General features: G+C 46.1%; 18 protein-coding genes. 5 read left to right on the plus strand and 13 right to left on the minus strand.

What is annotated here, in order from left to right:
* Positions 1–151: 151 nt before the first annotated feature.
* Together A8O23_RS06785 and A8O23_RS06790 are read right to left on the minus strand one after the other, a co-directional pair.
* Positions 152–1,117: a T9SS type A sorting domain-containing protein gene (locus tag A8O23_RS06785; protein ID WP_066618598.1), complete on the minus strand. Its 966-nt coding sequence runs from the start codon at positions 1,115–1,117 to the stop codon at positions 152–154.
* Positions 1,118–1,578: 461 nt separating this feature from the next.
* The gene (locus A8O23_RS06790; RefSeq protein WP_066618600.1) at positions 1,579–2,649 is read right to left on the minus strand and encodes a T9SS type A sorting domain-containing protein; all 1,071 of its coding nucleotides are present in this window, start codon (positions 2,647–2,649) and stop codon (positions 1,579–1,581) included.
* A 406-nt stretch (positions 2,650–3,055) separates the two neighbouring features.
* Between A8O23_RS06790 and A8O23_RS06800 the strand changes: the two genes are divergently transcribed.
* Entirely contained in the window at positions 3,056–4,093 is a 1,038-nt protein-coding gene (locus A8O23_RS06800; protein ID WP_066618607.1) for a hypothetical protein, read from the plus strand.
* Between the two features lie 115 nt (positions 4,094–4,208).
* Here A8O23_RS06800 and A8O23_RS06805 read toward each other — a convergent pair whose 3' ends face one another.
* Positions 4,209–4,676 carry a hypothetical protein gene (locus A8O23_RS06805; RefSeq protein ID WP_066618610.1) on the minus strand — a complete coding sequence of 156 codons (468 nt, stop codon included), beginning with the start codon at positions 4,674–4,676 and terminating at the stop codon, positions 4,209–4,211.
* 293 nt (positions 4,677–4,969) lie between these two features.
* On the opposite strand from A8O23_RS06805, the gene lysS reads away from it, so the two are divergent.
* Positions 4,970–6,490, plus strand: a complete 1,521-nt coding sequence (gene lysS / locus A8O23_RS06810) for a lysine--tRNA ligase (RefSeq protein ID WP_066618612.1) — start codon at positions 4,970–4,972, stop codon at positions 6,488–6,490.
* A gap of 406 nt (positions 6,491–6,896) precedes the next feature.
* Here the strand turns inward: lysS and A8O23_RS06815 are convergent, their stop codons facing one another.
* Together A8O23_RS06815 and A8O23_RS06820 are read right to left on the minus strand one after the other, a co-directional pair.
* Positions 6,897–7,340: a YtxH domain-containing protein gene (locus A8O23_RS06815; RefSeq protein ID WP_066618614.1), complete on the minus strand. Its 444-nt coding sequence runs from the start codon at positions 7,338–7,340 to the stop codon at positions 6,897–6,899.
* A gap of 136 nt (positions 7,341–7,476) precedes the next feature.
* On the minus strand, positions 7,477–7,773 hold the full coding sequence (locus tag A8O23_RS06820; protein ID WP_066618616.1) for a YtxH domain-containing protein: 297 nt from the start codon (positions 7,771–7,773) through the stop codon (positions 7,477–7,479).
* A 240-nt stretch (positions 7,774–8,013) separates the two neighbouring features.
* Between A8O23_RS06820 and A8O23_RS06825 the strand changes: the two genes are divergently transcribed.
* Both A8O23_RS06825 and A8O23_RS06830 read left to right on the plus strand, forming a co-directional pair.
* A complete protein-coding gene (locus tag A8O23_RS06825) occupies positions 8,014–8,253 on the plus strand; it encodes a Kazal-type serine protease inhibitor family protein (RefSeq protein ID WP_066618619.1) in 240 nt (79 codons plus the stop codon).
* A 45-nt stretch (positions 8,254–8,298) separates the two neighbouring features.
* Positions 8,299–8,670, plus strand: a complete 372-nt coding sequence (locus A8O23_RS06830) for a cupin domain-containing protein (protein WP_066618622.1) — start codon at positions 8,299–8,301, stop codon at positions 8,668–8,670.
* A 139-nt stretch (positions 8,671–8,809) separates the two neighbouring features.
* Here A8O23_RS06830 and A8O23_RS06835 read toward each other — a convergent pair whose 3' ends face one another.
* The 8 genes from A8O23_RS06835 to A8O23_RS06870 all read right to left on the minus strand — a co-directional run bounded on the left by A8O23_RS06835 (position 8,810) and on the right by A8O23_RS06870 (position 16,398).
* Entirely contained in the window at positions 8,810–9,244 is a 435-nt protein-coding gene (locus tag A8O23_RS06835; protein WP_239693357.1) for a RidA family protein, read from the minus strand.
* A gap of 65 nt (positions 9,245–9,309) precedes the next feature.
* Positions 9,310–10,968 carry a DNA repair protein RecN gene (recN, locus tag A8O23_RS06840; protein ID WP_066618627.1) on the minus strand — a complete coding sequence of 553 codons (1,659 nt, stop codon included), beginning with the start codon at positions 10,966–10,968 and terminating at the stop codon, positions 9,310–9,312.
* Between the two features lie 305 nt (positions 10,969–11,273).
* Entirely contained in the window at positions 11,274–12,185 is a 912-nt protein-coding gene (gene porD / locus A8O23_RS06845; RefSeq protein WP_066618629.1) for a type IX secretion system protein PorD, read from the minus strand.
* Positions 12,167–12,835 (minus strand): bifunctional phosphopantothenoylcysteine decarboxylase/phosphopantothenate--cysteine ligase CoaBC, encoded by a 669-nt coding sequence (gene coaBC / locus A8O23_RS22045; protein WP_066618631.1) that lies wholly within the window; start codon positions 12,833–12,835, stop codon positions 12,167–12,169. Before coaBC ends, porD begins: the two co-directional genes overlap by 19 nt.
* Positions 12,822–13,382 (minus strand): flavoprotein, encoded by a 561-nt coding sequence (locus tag A8O23_RS22050; RefSeq protein WP_066618633.1) that lies wholly within the window; start codon positions 13,380–13,382, stop codon positions 12,822–12,824. Before A8O23_RS22050 ends, coaBC begins: the two co-directional genes overlap by 14 nt.
* An 11-nt stretch (positions 13,383–13,393) precedes the next feature.
* Entirely contained in the window at positions 13,394–13,723 is a 330-nt protein-coding gene (locus tag A8O23_RS06860) for a DNA-directed RNA polymerase subunit omega (protein WP_066618636.1), read from the minus strand.
* A gap of 27 nt (positions 13,724–13,750) precedes the next feature.
* Positions 13,751–14,605 carry an outer membrane protein assembly factor BamD gene (locus A8O23_RS06865; RefSeq protein WP_066618639.1) on the minus strand — a complete coding sequence of 285 codons (855 nt, stop codon included), beginning with the start codon at positions 14,603–14,605 and terminating at the stop codon, positions 13,751–13,753.
* 74 nt (positions 14,606–14,679) lie between these two features.
* Positions 14,680–16,398: an OstA-like protein gene (locus A8O23_RS06870; protein ID WP_066618642.1), complete on the minus strand. Its 1,719-nt coding sequence runs from the start codon at positions 16,396–16,398 to the stop codon at positions 14,680–14,682.
* A 110-nt stretch (positions 16,399–16,508) separates the two neighbouring features.
* On the opposite strand from A8O23_RS06870, the gene tilS reads away from it, so the two are divergent.
* Entirely contained in the window at positions 16,509–17,831 is a 1,323-nt protein-coding gene (gene tilS / locus A8O23_RS06875; RefSeq protein ID WP_066618644.1) for a tRNA lysidine(34) synthetase TilS, read from the plus strand.
* Positions 17,832–18,005 lie beyond the last annotated feature (174 nt).

The following is an 18,005-nucleotide window of genomic DNA, read 5'->3' on the forward strand; positions in this document are numbered from 1 at the left end:
TAACAAAACAAGTTACCAATGCCGCATGAGTACAACCTGAAGATAACATTTAAAGAGTGGTAACCGGCATAAAAGAAAAGCCACCTGGTTACTCCCCAGGTGGCTCCTCAATATTGTTTGCTGAATTTTATCAGCTAAGAAATCTCAATCGTTAGTTTTTAATGATTCTGGTCTGGAAAGACTCTCCGTTGCCATCTATACGTACCAAATAGATACCTGCAGCAGCAGCGGTTAATTTCTGAGCAAGCTCAGCATTTAAAGTCTGCTCAGAACCAGCAGCTTTTAAAAGAACTTTACCATCAAGGCTGTAAACTGTTAAGCCTACATTTCCTTTAGCAGCAAGGCTGGCAGGTAATTGTAATTTGGCTACACTAGTAGTTGGGTTAGGATATAACCCTATGTTACCTGCTCCAAATTCTTTTACGCCTGTAGTGGTAGAGCCGTTAATGACAATATTGTCAAACCCAAGACCATCTCTTCCTCCACTTGCACCACTCACTACTACTTCATAGGTTACCCAGCGCAACTGCACGATTGGCTGATTCTCGGCTGCATCTGGCAACGTAACAGATATTTCCTGCTTAGCATTGGCTACTCTATCAACACTGCTATAGTCGCTATCTGCTACTTCAATCCAATCACCGGTCTCACCTACTCTATATTGTAAGGTTACGCCGGCAGACCTTGGCTGGTCATGAATGAGATTTATCTCATAAGCTACCGTTACGTCAGAATAATTTGTTGTGTTAATAGCGGTAGCCAACACACTAGCTCCGGTAGTTGAATTACCAGTCAATTGAATGTACAACTGATTGTTTTCGTTATTATAATAGTTGTAAACACTTGAACTACTAGTTTGAGTAGTAGTCACAGCAGAAATAGAAGCATCAGCAGATACGGTAGTAGTTAGCGCTGCCTCCTTGCTATTCTTAGCAGGAGAAACCCAAGCTGCGACACCTGCCGGAAGCGTGGTACCTGCTGAACCCATTGAATTAAAGTTCTGCTCGTATGGCAAAGTTTGAGGGGCAGGATTTGTCTGTGCAAATGCATCTAAGCCATTTACTAGTGATAAGCCAGCAGCTAATAAGAAACCTAATTTGTGTAAGGGTTTAACCATAAAAATAAGTATTTAAGTAAATGTTCAAGAGCTTTATATGTATTGAGGCAATAAGCTTACTGACAACCGTTCGCACTAATACAGATAGGCAAAAGTAAGTATAACACCCGTTCTTACCATTAGCCATAAGTTAATTTTATGTAAAAATTTTGCTTATAGCTATTCTTGTAAAACACACAGTATTTCAATGCTTTTTTATGAGAAGATCATAACAAGACAGCCTTACCATTGTATTTCTTACAATGCGTTCAGTTCTTCTGATTCTTACAAGAGCAAAGGAGAGAAAAGCAAGGCAGTATTACGTGTAAAATCTTCGGCAACAATGAAGAAATTAACCCTTGCCTCTGACGATTAGATTTGTAACATCAGGGAATTTGACTGACAAAACCTGTCATAAAAAAAGCAAGTCTTCAGGTATACTCTGTAGACTTGCTTCTAACCTTGCCAATTAACAAAATTTTTTAGTTGGTTTTCACCATTTTCGTCTGAAAGCTTTGGCCGGCGCAATTGATTCTTACTACATAAACCCCAGCTGCCGCTGCATTTAATTTTTCAGCTAACTGTAAGTTCATTGCATTCTCAGAACCAGTGGCATTTAAAATCACTTCTCCGCTCATGCTGTAAACACTCAGGTCAATGTTGTTATTAGCCGCTAAACTAGCAGGCAATTTAAGCTGAACCGCCCCTTGGGTAGGGTTAGGATACAGACTTATGGTACCTGCTGCAAACTCTTTTACTCCTAATGGCTCAGTTGGGGTAACGGCATCAAAAGAAGGTCCAATTCTTATCTCATCTACTTCTATGTTGCCAGTACCTCTTCCGGCTGAATTAAGTTGCCGGAAAGCAATACCCGCCAACGCAGTAGTAGGGGCACCAGCAGTAGCAGTGTACATTGGCTCCGGCTCTTCCGTTCCACCAAGGGTTGGATTCACCCAGATGCTGGAAGAGTTAGAGGTCATATCATGCCGGAACACAATGAGGTATGTTTCTCCAATGGTAAAGTCTATAGGGCTGGTACCAAACATTTCTGTGCCAGATACTGGAGTGGTTGGGCCTCCGGCATTAGTGTTATTCAAGATACCAATGTTGAATGTGTTTGGTGCACTACCGGCTCTTACATATACCCGGGCCTGATAAGGAGTAGATCCTGCGGCTCTCACAAAATGCATGAAGTAGTTGCCTATGGTGCCGTTATCTAACAAGCCGTCGGTATCTAATACTCTTACTAAGGCTGAACCATAAAGGGTACCCGAGGTAACGGGCGTATCAAACAAACGGTTTAGATATTCTGAGTTAGTAGATCTCAGCACTACTTTATCACCCTGTGAAGTTTTCAAACCTGAGTAGGACAGGCTACCACTTTGCTTCATTGTTTCATCAGGCGTGCCAAGGGCGGTTATCCATCCGTTATAGCCAGCTAAGGTACCAGGTCCAGTAAAAGGCTCGTAAAAAGTTTGGGCAGAAGCCTCTAAACTCACTAAGCCAAGACCTGTAACTAAAAGTAATTTCAATGTTTGTAAGGGTTTCATCATAGAATAAAGTAAGGGGTTAATTAAAACACATTTGTATAAAAAATACTGAAAAAGAACGCTTTAACTATAGGCAAATATATTTATTTCAGTTGCTTCACCTAATAATTACCACATAATTTTATAACCACTACCATAAGTTTGACCAAACATCTTACTGCCGCAGCGCCTGCAGAGAGGTACTTGCCTTTGCACATTCAACATAGGCATCAGTATATTAAGCATTAGGTTTATATACAAAATCTCTAGCTTCAAAGCAGATATTACAACCAATACCCTTCTCTTTTTCATTGACTTCTCTCTTTGAAAGCTAATAAAAAAATTCATAACAATCTGTAAATCAATGCATAAAAACAAAGCATTACTGCTAATCATGCAACTTTACCTCCTTCAAAAGTGTTTTCTAAACATGAAGAAGGTACACGAAGAAAATGTAATTCCGCTCTTTCAGGAAGAGCAAAAACAACAGGATTCGGCGTGGCGGAAATCTATTCCGGCGCAGGTGTTCCTGAACTACTTTTTTGCCATCAACTACCATATAAACCATAGTGCAGACGAGGCAGGCTTAGGCCATCAAGTGTTTTTCCGGCAGCATTCTGCTGAATTAACAGAACAGGACTTAAGAAGCCTAACCAAAATTCTGCACAACTCCTGGAGCACTGAATATGCTCTAAGAGCTACGGCAGAGTTAGGCGATGACACTTACCTGCGGAATGCGTTACACTGGACATTCCCGCAGGCTTATTATGCGGTGTTTGCTGGTTTGCAGGCTTTTTTGTTCACCTTGGGCATTAAAACAAACCAAGAGGCTGCCATTAGAAGGGAAGCTGGAAGATTAGTGGTGAAAAACGCCTACCCTAGAGCTATTGGCTTTTACGCTGCCGGCCCCTACGGTGACTTCAGTATTCACCGGTTGCCACTGGCTGGCTATAAGCCAGGCCTACAGATTGCCGGTAAAGAAATAGAGGCACAGGCACAGGTGGGGCAGTTTTTACGCACTACCAGAAAACTAGCAGCCACTACTATACGGCAACAGGTACAGAGTAACCCGGCAACCGCTATTAGGAGCAACAAAACCGGTGAAATTCTGGAGAAATGGTCGGCGCAGCATTGGCAACAGATTACCTGGCGCATGGGTTACACTACTCTTTTCGACTTGCTGAGTCGCTTACGAATCTCCTCAACCCAAAAAGAAATAGACCGTTTTGTTGAGGCAGAGATAGATTTTAAGCTATTTCATGAGTCGCTGCTGTCTATTGTCAGCTACTTAAATGGTATACATGAAAGTTATGTGGCAAAGGCCATGGGCATAGAACAGTATCAGCAGCTGGTAAAAGAGCTGCCAGAACACTTAAAGCACAGCTTTGTAGAGGCAAGGCTGCACAAACAGGTAGAACCACTCTTTTTAGAAGGAGGCTCTACCATGCAATTGTCTGCAGCTGCTTAATGCTATGAGTGCGGGAGTAAATTTTAAGATTGCTGTTTTCGGCCTGTTTTTCTAAAAACAGCGAAAACGTTTTATCCTCCCAACAATTCCTCACCACCATCTTCAAATTTCTAAGCTATTCATAACTGAAGCGCTCAATAGAAACACCTTTGGCTCCGGCCTCTTTCAAGGCCTCTATGGCACATTGTTTAATTTGGTTTAGCTTCAATTCATGATCTCTGAAAAGATTCATCACTTCAGGTGCTACAGAATCTGGGTCGGCGGCGGCTTCCATTTGCCCAGCCTGGGCAATAGTAAAACACATCGCTTTTATTTTTTCGCCGGTCATCCGTACCTGCCCCGCATTGAACTTGAGAAGATCCTGGTTGATGTAGTCCCGTACAAAATCACCCTCGTCTATATCTGTTTCGGCCAATCTGATCACCTCCTGGTAGCTTCTTTTGTGCAGAAATTCTTTTAAGGTAGGCTGCAAAGCTTTACGTACCTGAGGGTCACTTATTTGGTGGGCATAGATAAGTATATTGAACAACCAGCGTAGAGTGCCGTCGTTTTCTTCAAATATCAAACTTAATTCACATTTCATAGTTCAGAAAATTAGTCCTGTCTTAAACGTAGTTTTCACGCTTGTGGTCGGTTTGGTGGCAAAAGGCATCTGTTACCCTGCTTTACTTTCTGAAGTTGAAGAAGTGTTTTAGACCTAATTTTCCAAAAAGAGGCCTAAAACACTGCTGTAGGGTTAGCTTTAAACTGAAAAACCTGCTGTTGGCAATAGAGTATGTTTGAAAGAAACGAAAACTGCCTAAACCTCTTCATGTCTGCGAATTATTTCCGAAATTTGCGGTTTGATTTTTAGAATCCACTGAACAAGACGTTTCCATGCAATTAAGCGAACAGGAACTGCGCCGGCGCCATGAGCGCGAAGAGCTACAGAAGATGGGCATTAACCCCTACCCTTCCGAACTTTTTGACGTGACTGCCACGGCCAAAGAAATAAAGGACAACTACGACCCAGAGCAGAATAATTACCAAGAGGTAAGCCTGGCGGGCCGCTTAATGAGCCGCCGCGTCATGGGCAAGGCCTCGTTTGCCGAGCTTATGGATAGCTCAGGCCGCATCCAGATTTACGTATCTCGTGATGACATCGCCCCGGGCGAAAACAAAGACCTGTACAACACCGTGTTCAAGAAGATGCTGGACATTGGTGACTTTATTGGTGTAAAGGGCTATGTGTTCAAAACACAGGTAGGCGAAACCTCAGTGCACGTGACGGAACTGAAACTGCTCACTAAGTCATTGAAGCCATTACCTATTGTAAAGCGTGAGGTTGACGAGAATGGCGTAGAGCACGTATATGATGCCTTCACCGATCCAGAACTGCGTTACCGTCAGCGTTACGTGGACTTGGTGGTAAACCCTGAGGTGCGTGAGACTTTCATTAAGCGCACCAAACTGGTGAACACCATGCGTGATTACCTGAACGAACGCGGATACTTAGAGGTGGAAACCCCTATTCTTCAGCCGTTGTACGGCGGTGCTGCTGCCCGTCCGTTCAAAACGCACCACAACACCCTTGATATGACGCTGTACCTGCGTATTGCCAATGAGCTGTACCTGAAGCGCTTGATAGTGGGTGGGTTTGACGGTGTGTACGAGTTCTCCAAAGATTTCCGGAACGAAGGCATGAGTCGTTTCCACAATCCAGAATTCACGCAGGTGGAGCTTTATGTAGCCTACAAAGACTACTATTGGATGATGGATCTGGTGGAAGAGATGGTAGAGAAGGTAGCCTTAGCGCTTCACGGAACAACTGAGGTGCAGGTAGGGGAAAACAAAATCAACTTCGCCCGCCCTTGGAAACGTTTCACCATGTTTGAAGCCATTGAGCACTTCACCAAGATTGATATCTCTGAAATGGACGAGCCGCAGTTGCGCGAAACTGCTGCCGGCCTAGGCATCAAGCTTGATCCGAACATCGGCAAAGGCAAAATCATTGATGAAATCTTCGGCGAGATGTGTGAGGGGAAATTGATCCAACCAACCTTCATCACAGACTATCCGGTAGAGATGAGCCCGCTGGCAAAGAAACACCGCAGCAAAGAAGGTTTGGTTGAGCGTTTTGAGGCAATCTGTAACGGTAAAGAGATCTGCAACGCCTTCTCTGAGTTGAATGACCCTATTGACCAGCGCGCCCGTTTTGAAGAGCAGTTGGAGTTAGGAAAACGCGGCGACACTGAAGCCATGGTGCTGGATGAAGACTTCCTTCGTGCTTTGGAATATGGTATGCCGCCAACGGCTGGTCTGGGCATAGGTATTGATCGGTTGAGCATGATCATGACCAACTCACCGTCTATACAGGAAGTACTGTTCTTCCCACAGATGAAGCCAGAGAATAACTAATGTGCTGATGTGCTCCTAAAGTACGTCAGCTTGAAAACAGAAGCGGCTGCCAAGAAGGCAGCCGCTTCTGTTTTAGGCCTACTATTAGAAAAACAAGCTCAAAACGTAACAGCGAGCCCCTGCTCCTCAAGTGAGATAACCTAAACAGAACCTGTATAAATGCAGAAAGCCTTCCCCGTCTGGGAAGGCTTTCCATATTGATTAAATGATTTCTTATTTGCTACTGTTGTTCTGCTGACTAAACCATCACCGCATCCCTTACGATTCTTCGCGAGTTTCAGCGCCGACTTTCTGCTTAGCTTAGCTTCATCGGTTTCGCATAAACCATTTAACCAATCATTCTTACTTTCTTTAACGGCACTGCCTACACAAGGTTACAGAACGGTTAAAGATTTTATGTCAGATGTTAGGCACTAGCGTTAGATCCTCCGCCAGAACCGGTAGAATCTCCGCTTCCGCTTGAAGCAGCTTTCTTACCTTTTCCTCTTCCGGTGGTACCACCTTTGGTGTTTCCATCGGCAGAACCATCGTTCCCGCCGTTAGGTATACCATCTAAGTGCGAAGTTGGTGTAGTGTTAGAACCGGTTTGAACCACATCGGCACTTCCGCCGGCATTACCGCCAACAGGCAGTTTGCTCAACAGTGCACCTGCGCTTGTAGAGAGTGCCTGTAATTGCTCCATGCTGGCTTGCAGTTTAGACTCCAGGTCTTGCCCTAATTTAGAAGCTGACTTTTTCAAGTTGCCACGAGAAACCTCGCCAGTTTCAGGGGCCATTAATATACCTGCCACTACTCCGGCACTAGCACCGGCCAAAAGAGCCAGGATGATTTTTCCGCTATTGTCTTTCATCGTTTTATTTGTTTTAAAGGAACAAGATCATTCAGATACACCGTATATGCACTACATAGTGTATATACCATATTAACGGGAAACCATATATTAGGTTATCTGCCACAATTTATGGGACTGAATGCAATGCTTTTCCTTAGGCTCCTGCGCCAGTTCCACCGTCGGCGGTAGTACCGGTAGAGGCATCGGCTCCAACAGAGGCAGTAGTACTTGCATCGTTTCCTTCGCCGTTCAACAAGCTAGTCAAGCCACCTAATTTCTCAATATATGTAGATAGTTGTCCGTTAAAGCCTTCGGCCACTTGTCCGGCCAATTTCAATAGGCCATCACGAGAATCTTTTCCGGTGGTAGGTGCCATTAAAATTCCGGCTACTACGCCAGCGGCAGCTCCTGCGGCAGCGGCAATCAAAATTTTGGTGTTGTCGTTTTTCATGGTTTTAAAATATTAAGGGTTTTAGTTTAAGAATGAACAAAGCTTAAAGTTGTCGCATTGCCTGCGTTCTTTAGAAGCATAACGCAAATATTGTAAGATATATATATTCAATTCCTTTACGTATTAATTTTGATGAGGTTAGGTGTTTATCGCTTCCTTTTCAGAAATTATCCGAAAAAGATCTAAACCCAGCTTCAGCCCCATATCTAACCAACGTATACGCTACAAGAACACTGCACTATGAAAAATTACCTTTACCTCCTTTGCTTGGGCACAGCCCTCACTGCGGCATCATGCAAGAGTACTCAGCAAGACGACACCGCCTGCGTTGACCCCTCTAAAATTGACCCCAATGGCGCTTGTACCATGCAGTACGACCCCGTGTGTGGCTGCGATCAGAAAACTTATAGTAATGCCTGCATGGCCGACAAAGCTGGAGTAACCTCTTACACCAAGGGTGAATGCCCAGACGCTAAATAGACTCAAGACTCAAGATGGTACTGCATGTACCGACACCAGATGCATATGAGCGAAAAGAAATATATTTTACAAAACAAACCTTTTGTGGTACCCACCACCGACGGCAAGCTAATTGAAGAACACTTCGGTTTAGCCAGTACCCAAACCCAGACTTTTAGCGTTGCCTACATGGTGGCTCCGCCTAATTGGTCAGAACCTCACCAAACGCCAGAATTTGACGAAGTAACCATAGTGCTGCGTGGCCGGAAACAAATTGAGATTGATGGCGAAACGGTTGTACTGGCAGCAGGCCAGACGCTTTTGATAAAAGGTGGGGCCCGCATCCGTTACTCTAATCCGTTTGAGGAAGAATGCGAATACTGGTCAGTTTGTGTACCAGCTTTTGACATGAACACTGTTAATCGGGAGGAAGAATAGAAAGTGCGCCTATTCTAGATTGTAAAGGTTTATGAAGGATGTTGTTAGTTCTTCACTGAGGCTACAAATCCTGTTTTATGCCTACTTTATGAAAAACACCTCAAAATCGCTACAGATTATGCCGATTTTGAGGTGTTTCTTATTCAATTGTAAAGGAACTTGTAAGGCCCACACAAAAATTACGAGGCAGTTTGTCTACGCCAAAAATTGCTCTGGAATGAATTCCCTTTTGCCCGAGGAGTTCCATGAATAGATCAGAGGCACCGTTTACCACTTCAGGAGATTCATCCCAGTCATCTGCTGCCTGAAAGTAAGCATCAATATGGTTGAGCCCAACAATTTTGCTTAAGCCAATTTTCTGGTGGACTTGAGCAATTACATTCAGTGCGCAAAGCTGCATTGCCTTGTATCCCTCCGGTGTTGTTACACCATGGCCCAAGCACCCCTGATACAGGAACTCCCCATTCATGATCGGAAATTGTATAGCTACGTAGGCAATATCTTTCCTGATGTTTACAGAAACATAATTGCCTCCAGGCACAGACACCTGTGGCAGGCTCAACCCGAGCTCCATTAGTTTACTTTCAAAGTCCATCTAAAAGAAATAATCGAACTCTTCATAACCATGAAAGAACTTGCCTACACACTTAGCGCCAGAAGTTCTTTGGCACTCTGGAAGGCGTTTTCTGAAGGATTGGCTCCGGCAATCATCTGCGCAATTTCAAGCACCCGCTCCTCGTGGCTCAGCTGCCTGATGCGGCTAATGGTGCGGTCGGCGCGGTCTTCTTTGTACACAAAGTAATGAGTATCGCCCTGGGCAGCCATTTGTGGCAAGTGCGAAATACAGATCAACTGGTGCTTCTGAGACATCTGCTGCATCATGCGGCCCACTTTAACAGCTATCTCTCCTGAAATACCCGTATCAATTTCATCAAAAATAATGGTGGGCAGCGCGGTTTTATCGGCTAGCAGGTACTTTACGCAGAGCATGAGGCGCGAGAATTCACCTCCTGAAGCTGCTTTGCTTAGGGTTTGAGGCGCGGCACCTTTGTTGGCACTGAATAAAATGTTCACCACATCAATACCCGTTGGTCCTGGGGCAGAAGTTTTATGCTCTACCACCACGCGCGCGTTTGGCATGCCCAACTCAGTAAGCAAGCCATGGAGTTCGTTCTGGAACGTTTCAAAAACTTTGGTACGGCTCTCAGACAACTGGGCAGCACGCTCATTTACCTCGGCTAAAGCCAAGTCTAAAGCTTTTCTGGTTTTCTCCAGCGCCACATCAAGACTGTGCACGCTGCCCACCTTAGTTTCCAACTCCGCCTGAATAGCCAGCAACTCTTCATTCGTACGCACCTGGTGCTTCCGCTGGAGGGTGTAAATCAGGTCCAGACGCTCCTGCAACTGCTCCGCCCTTTGCGGGTCGGCCTCTGTTTTGCGTTCGGCATCTTCCAGTTCACCGGCAATATCAGATAGCTCAATCAGGCAGCTGTCCAGACGCTCTTTTAATGTTTGAAAGTTAGCTCCAAACTCAGTTACCTGCCCAACCAAATGGCTGGCTTCTTTGATAGCTCCGGCGGCATTGTATTCGCTTTCGGTCAGGTACTGCAAAGTCTGGCTCAGCTTCAGCTTTATTTCCTCGGCGTGCTCCAGTTGCTTTAGCTCCGTTTCGTGACTTTCCTGCTCCTCAGGCTGCAGGTTGGCATCGGTTAGCTCGTTCAACAAATAGGTATTGAAATCGAGTTCTTTCTGCGACTGCGCCATTTGCGCTTCCAGATTCTGGTACTCGCGCTCCAGTTTCCGGTAGGTCTTGTAAGCCGAAGTATATTGGGAGCGCAGGTTCTCGTTCTGGGCGTACAAATCCAGAATGTTTAATTGGTACGCAGGGTCTCCCAGCAAGAGTGTATCATGCTGCGAGTGAATATCCATCAGGAACTCACCTATGCGGCGCAAGGTCTCCAGCGTTACAGGAGTGTCATTGATGAAAGCCCTTGACTTACCCGATGGACTGATCTCGCGGCGCAGCAGGCTAATGGGCTCAAAGTCCAGGTCTTCCTCTTCAAAGAAAGACTGCAGCTTGTATTCAGCAATGTTAAAGGCCCCTTCAATCACACATTTCTGCTCCTGATTGAACAAGAGCTTTGAGTCGGCGCGATTACCCAGCAGTAACCCAATAGCCCCCAGCATGATAGATTTACCGGCCCCGGTTTCTCCGGTAATAATATTAAGCAACGGCGAAGGCTGTAACTCCAGCTGCTCAATGAGGGCGTAATTCTTTATTTTTAAATCTACGAGCATAGAGGTAGATACACCTGATTCAGGGCTTGAGGTTCTGTCTTTTTACAAAGACAAATATGCCAATTTATTTAGTATGAATGCTAATATATATAGCCTTAGTTCCAGCTTTTTGAAGGAAAATTTTGCTCAACACAACAACTCCAAAAATCCTTCTTCGGCAGCAACTGTATCTTCTATTTTCACTGAAAGTAAAGATATCAATTGACTGTTCCTCTACGAAGCTGTTTTAGAGCTACTTTTTCAAAATTAGGCAAAAAACGGAAAGAATGAGTAGCCGCATAAAGGGCATGAAGCTCAGGAAAGAGCTATCTTCTGGTCAAGGCTTCGTACTTGGCTCTGTTAGTGGGATCAATTTGAGTCAGAAGCTCAAAGGCCTGCTGCTTCTGTTCTGGAGCTGCCGCCGTGAAAACGTTGGTTAATTCAGATGATTTTGCCTCGAAAAAAGAACGGAGGGCTGCCGCGCCTGGCCGCACGCGTACTACCCGCTGTATGTTCTGTAGTGCTTCCAGAACGTTTTGGCGGGCTACCTCTTTGTCCTGCGCCATAACATCCAGCCCCTGACGGTGGTACAGGTAAATGGCAGCGCGCAACGGCTCAAACTGCGGATCAAGCAGATTGTTCAAGAGCCAGTAGCGGCTTCGGGCGTCATCATTCGCGCTCCAACCCCCACCGGTATTACCCGCCGATTGCACCAGGCTCACAATGTTATTGGCCTCAGTATAAGCGTTGGCTCCACCCAGTCTCGCAAATGTGTCTTGGTCTACGCCTATAATTGTATAAGCATAGAAGGAGAGCAATGCCATTAAGTTAGAAGTGTAGGTGTTGGGAGAGAACTGTAAAGGTTGGGCAGGGTTGTACTCAAAAGCGAACTTAGTATCTACAAAAGATAGAACAGTGGTTTCATAACCAGAGCCGTAGGTTGGCCTGCTAGAGATAATTTGGGTATTTGCCTCAAAAAGCCCAACCCTTGGCATAGCCCGCAAGGTGATAAACATCTTGCACCGGATCTTTTCTTCGTTCTGGTAGTATTCATTTGTCCAGCGGGTGTTGTTCATTATTTCAGAAATGGCGTTTTGCATTTGCTGAAACACCTGCCGGTCAGTGGCCTGTACCTGATCGCTGTTCACGATCACTTCACACCGCAGCTCTTGCGCCTTCACCGCAAAAGGCAGTAGAAGAAATAGCCCAACCACCCATATTAATCTTTTTGCCAACATGCCCACTCAGTTTTTATTGATTCCAGAATATCCTGCGCTACCTGTTCTTTTGCTTTCAGCTCGTACTCCTCTACCGTGTGCGGCTTTACAATGGTGATTTTGTTTGTATCATGCCGGAAGCCAGCCCCTGTGTCACGCAGAGAGTTCAGCACCACCATGTCCAGATTTTTCTTCTGCAGTTTCGCTTGGGCGTTCTGCAACTCCTGATCCGTTTCAAGAGCGAACCCAACAGCAAATTGATCTGACCTTTTCTGCTGCCCCAAGGTTGCTGCTATATCAACGTTCTTTACGAGTTGAATAGTAAAAGAATCGTCGCTTTTTTTTATTTTGGAAGTAGCCACCTGCTGTGGTTTATAGTCAGCTACGGCAGCGGCAAATACCCATACGTCGGTTTCGGCGGCCAAAGGTTGGCAGGCAGCAAACATATCATCTGCTGACATTACATTGATCACCTCCACGTTGGGGTGTTCCAGCCTTAAAGCGGTTGGCCCTGAAACTAAAAACACCTGCGCCCCCTGCTCAGCAAAACAACGAGCCAACGCATAGCCCATTTTACCGGTAGAGTGATTTCCTATAAAACGCACCGGGTCTATGGGTTCATAGGTGGGTCCAGCCGTAATTAAAACTTTCTTGCCGCTAAACAATTGCACGGGAGGTAAAATACTGTTCTAGGTGTTGCACAATTTCTTCTGGTTCCGCCATACGCCCCTGCCCTACCAAACCGCTGGCCAGTTCGCCGTAACCAGCTTCTATGATATGGTTGCCATAAGACTTCAACAACCTAAAGTTCTCCTGTACCGCCGGATGTTGGTACATGTCCAGATCCATGGCGGGAGCCACAAACACAGGGCATCTGGCTGATAGATAAGTGGCCGAAAGAAGGTTATCACAGAGGCCGCGTGCGAATTTAGCTACCGTGTTAGCACTGGCCGGTGCCACCACCAGAGCATCGGCCCACAGCCCCAGTTCCACGTGGTTATTCCACTGGCCAGACTGGTCATTGCGCACAAACTCTGTAAGTGCCGGTCTTTTAGATAAGGTGGCTAAAGTAACAGGGGTTATAAAAGCAGAAGCAGAAGTGGTCAGGATCACCTGCACTTCTGCTTCTGCTTTTACCAGCAGGCGTACCAGCATGGCCGCTTTATAAGCCGCAATGCTGCCGCACACCCCCAGTAGTATTTTCTTATGCCGAAGCATACCAGACTACCTTATAAGGCGGAAGAGGTTTGCTCTTCGTCGTCAGCTTTACGGAAGTAAACTTTTCCTTCCACAAACTCTTCAATGGCCATGTTGGTAGGCTTGGGCATACGCTCGTAATACTTAGAGATTTCAATCTGCTCGCGGTTCTCGAATACCTCCTCCAGGTTATCAACGGTAGTGGCAAACTCAGCTAATTTAGAGTTCAATTCTTCTTTCACCTTTACCGCAATCTGGTTTGCACGCTTTGAAATGATGGATACAGACTCATAAACGTTGCCGGTTTCAGCCGCCAGGTCAGAGACATTACGGGTAACGATGGATGCTGGTACTTGTGCCATATATCTAGTGAATTGAGTGTTTACAAATTATTTATTAGTGGCCGTGGCAGCGGCCGGTTCATTCTTTTTCAGCCTTTCAATCTCTTTCAGGCTTGAATCATAAAGTCCTTCGGCAGCCCGTAGATACTTGCTCTGCGGGTATGCATCTACAAATGCCTGATAGAAGGCAATTACCTCCAGAAAACGTTCGCGTTGCTTAGCCTCGATACTTTGTTTAGCGTAACTATGCTGAGCATCTATACGCAGGTAAGCGGCTTCTTCATTAAATGAGGAAGACGGAAAATCTCTGCGAAAGTTCTCCAGGGCTACAACAGCAGCTTTGAAATACTGCGGATCATATTTTGTGAGCTTATGATTCAGCTTGGCGTTTTCAAAAGCTTTTAGCTCAATCTTGTAAGCTAGCTCATCATACACAGAGTTTGCCTCTGGCATAAATTTACTTTCAGGGTAACGGCGCATAAACTCCTGTAAAGCCGACATTGCCTGCACGGTATTTTGCTGGTCCAGGTTGTGGCTAGGAGATTCATTCACCAATGACTTTGCGTTCATGTAGGCAGCTTCTTCCGCATACTGACTGCGCGGGAACGTCTGACCAAATGAAATAAAGTGGTACGAGCTCTCTAAGTAAAGCCCCTGATGGTATTTAGTGTTTGCGTACAAGAAATTAGCCCGCTCATACTCGCTGCGGCCTTTCAGCAAAGGCATTAAGTCTTCTAAAAGCGAACCCGCTTTATCGTACTCCTTTTCTTCATAGTACTGTAGTGCCGCCGCGTATTTTTTATCTACGTCGTCACTTTTCATTAATTTATTGAATTTACCGCAGCCGCTCAACAGTATTACAGAGAGCAGCAAGGGCAAAAAGGAAAGGATGCGTTGGGTCATAAGCGCGCAAAAATAACAAAAATCTTTTATATAATCACTGAACGATTGGCAAGCCTGCTAAGTATACTGCCGGTTTACTCTACTTCAAACTTCTTTAAGCCTGTTCCCTTTTGCTGAACTGGTGTCTTTGGAGGGGGGCTTTGGGTACGGGTTGGTTGTTTTTTAGGACTAACAGCGGGGGTTTTGGCTTTGGGAGTACTTTTTGCCGGAGTTGCCGCTTTTGTGCTTTTCGTGGTGCCCGATTTAGGTTGCCCTTGGTCAGCTACGTTTCTCTTGCCTGTTCTTGGCTCCAAGACCACGCTACGGGTGGGTCTTTGCTCTGAGAGCCACTCAAAACCTTTAAGCCTCCGCTCAGGCTCTTTCAACTCATGCGGAGGCACCAGTTTGGCATCGGGCTCGGTTAAGAAAGTAATGAATTGCACCTGCCCGTTATCAAACAACATGCGCATGTCACTGCAAAAGGCACGGTTCATTCCCATATTGGTTGTGTCACCTTGCAAAGCAAAATACAGGCTTTCTCCGTTTCCGTTTACATCAACCCGTCTGATCTTACCTTCCCCAAAATGGGCTGTCATGTTACGGCCTTTTATCTGGTTGAAATTCTCCAGCGTATCTTGTGACACGGCAAATGAATTACCAAAAAGCTGCATCTGGCGCAAGGTATTGTTTTGCAGACGCAGAATCACACTATCAGCCGTCAACTGGTTTTTGCTGGCCCATAGCCTGGGGTTGCGGTTCATGTAAATAACCGAGTCGTTCAGGTTGTAGGTCAGTGAATCGCACAGCGCCTGCATGTCTGACTTGAAAATGCGCACATCTGGGTAGGCATACAGCATGCCTTTCTTGGTTTTATCAACCATGTTTTCTACTGAATACAAGGTATCTGCTGAGAGGTACATGGTGTCTTTTGCGGAGATAGAACGCATAACCGGGCTACCGTACACCTTCGCCCGCCCCTGAGACCGCCAATATTTAGCTACATTTCCGGTGATAACGGTGCTGTCTTTTATAGCGGTCATAGACACGTTACGGGTGGCCGTGTAGAACTCCTGCACTTTGTCATAGGTCAGCACGTCTCCCCTAATCAGATAATCCGGAGTTTTGATGCTGGCATTACCTCTGAAATTAGATTCACGCGTAACGGTATTATAGGTACCGCGGGTGGCGTATAATGTACCATCTGGAGATTTGATAGTAGTGGGTCCGAAGAATTCCACTACTTTGGTGACCGTATTGTAGGCCATGGTATCAGAAAGCACCTCCGCATTCTGCCCCTTGTACACCACGTTCTTTTTAAAAGAAAGCACTTTATCAGTGGTGGTATAAGTACCGAACTGGCTTTTAATGGTGTAGTCTGGGCCTACAATATTGCCGGTTTGGGTATAATATGCCCGTTTGGCATTCAGATCATAGTCAAGTGCCGGAGTTGACAAGGTCATTTCCTGATCGCGCAGCACTACGTTGCCCCGCATGTTGGCAACCCGCTTGGTACCGTCATAGCTGGCAGTATTGCTGGTGGCATGCATGGTTTCCTGGGTAATGTTCACGTTGCTGAACACCTCCAGCCGGTTACGGTCGTTTGCGTATTGATAGGCAGAGTCTGATGTAACAGTGGTACCGCCCTGACGCATGACCACATTGCCTAATAACCGGCGAATGGGTTCTCCATTATAAGTACCGGCCTGTAATGTATTGGCAGAAACCTCTACCGGTTGGCCCCCGCCCTGCGCAAAAGCAGTTACCGACCAAAGCACGGATAAAAGAGATACTACTATTACCTTTGTGAAATTCATTAACAACTTAATAAAGAGTTAGGCCAGTTAAATAGGTGCTCGGCTGGTAAGCCATAAGCATTAAAGCTAAACTCAGAGACAAAACTACTAAAAATACCCTTCCTTCACTGATGCTCCAGAAAGTTTTACACTATATAAATACCCACCAGTTGGCTGGTACAGAGACCAAAATCTTGGCGGCCGTCAGCGGAGGCCTAGACTCTGTGGTACTGGCCGATGTGCTGCACCGTCTCAAGCTGCCTTTTGCCGTGCTGCACTGCAACTTTGGCCTCAGGGGCGAAGAGTCAGACGCCGACGAGCTGTTCGTGCGCAAACTGGCGAAGCAATACAGCGTGCCCTTTTACTCAGAGCAGTTCCAAACCCAGGCTTTTGCCGAACAGGAGGGCATTTCCATTCAAATGGCGGCCCGCGCCCTGCGGTACACCTGGTTTGAGCAAATGCGCCAGCAGCTGGGGTATGATGTCATTGCCACGGCGCACCACCAATCTGACGCGCTGGAAACGGTGCTCCTGAACCTGGTGCGTGGCACCGGTTTGGCCGGTCTTCATGGCATCTCGCCCAAGAACAACCACCTCATCCGGCCATTGCTCTGTCTGGCAAAAGACGACCTGTACGACTGGCTCACTTCTAAACGCCTGGCTTGGAGAGAAGATTCCAGCAATGAGAGCCGAAAATACTCCCGAAACCTGATTCGTCACGAGGTGATTCCGCACCTCAAGGAGCTAAACCCCAACCTAGACCAAACATTTACCCAAACACTGGAGCGACTGCAAGGCGCCGAGGCCGTGTTTTTGGCCTCTTTTCAAGAAATCAAGGCTAAAACGCAACGCACAGAGAACGGTGTTACCTACCTGCGTATTGCCCCTTTGCAAAACAGTCCTTCCCCGACCGTGCTGCTACACGAGCTGCTAAAACCGTTCCACTTTTCTTATGTACAGGCGCAAGAGATTGCGGCTGCCTGGGATGGCCAATCAGGTAAAACCTTCACCTCCCCTACCCACGTGCTGGTAAAAGACCGCGAGGAACTGGTGATTACCCTTAAAAATCTGGAAAGCTTTGGTAGTATCAACTTACCCGAAGAAGCCACTGAAGTCCGTTTTGGGCCTTATTTAGCCAAAATAAGCCGAAAACCTGCCGAGGGCTATAAAGTACCGCGCGGCAAAAACGTAGCCGCCCTTGATGCCGATTTACTTAAGTTCCCTCTTAAACTGCGCCCCTGGAAAGAAGGAGACTGGTTTATACCATTGGGCATGAACGGCAAAAAGAAAGTGAGCGATCTGCTGATAGACCGAAAGGTGCCGGCTAACCTGAAGCCCAATGTCTGGGTTTTGGTTTCAGATGCCTCTCTGACCTGGGTGCTGGGCCAACAACTCGACAACCGGTTCAAGGTCACCGAAAACACCCAGGAAGTGCTGGAAATCACTTTACATTAATTGTTGATTGCTGATTGATAATTTGCCCAGCTTGAGGATTAGCCACCTAGCTATACCTATAGGTAACGAAATGACAGTAGCAGACTGTTTTGGGTCTGTTTTTCAGAAAATGGCCTGAAAACAGGGCAAAAATTATCTTTACTTAAAAGAACAATCAACAAATAGCAACCAACA

The organism is Rufibacter roseus, assembly GCF_001647285.1.
In the GTDB taxonomy this organism is placed as follows: Bacteria; Bacteroidota; Bacteroidia; order Cytophagales; family Hymenobacteraceae; genus Nibribacter; species Nibribacter roseus.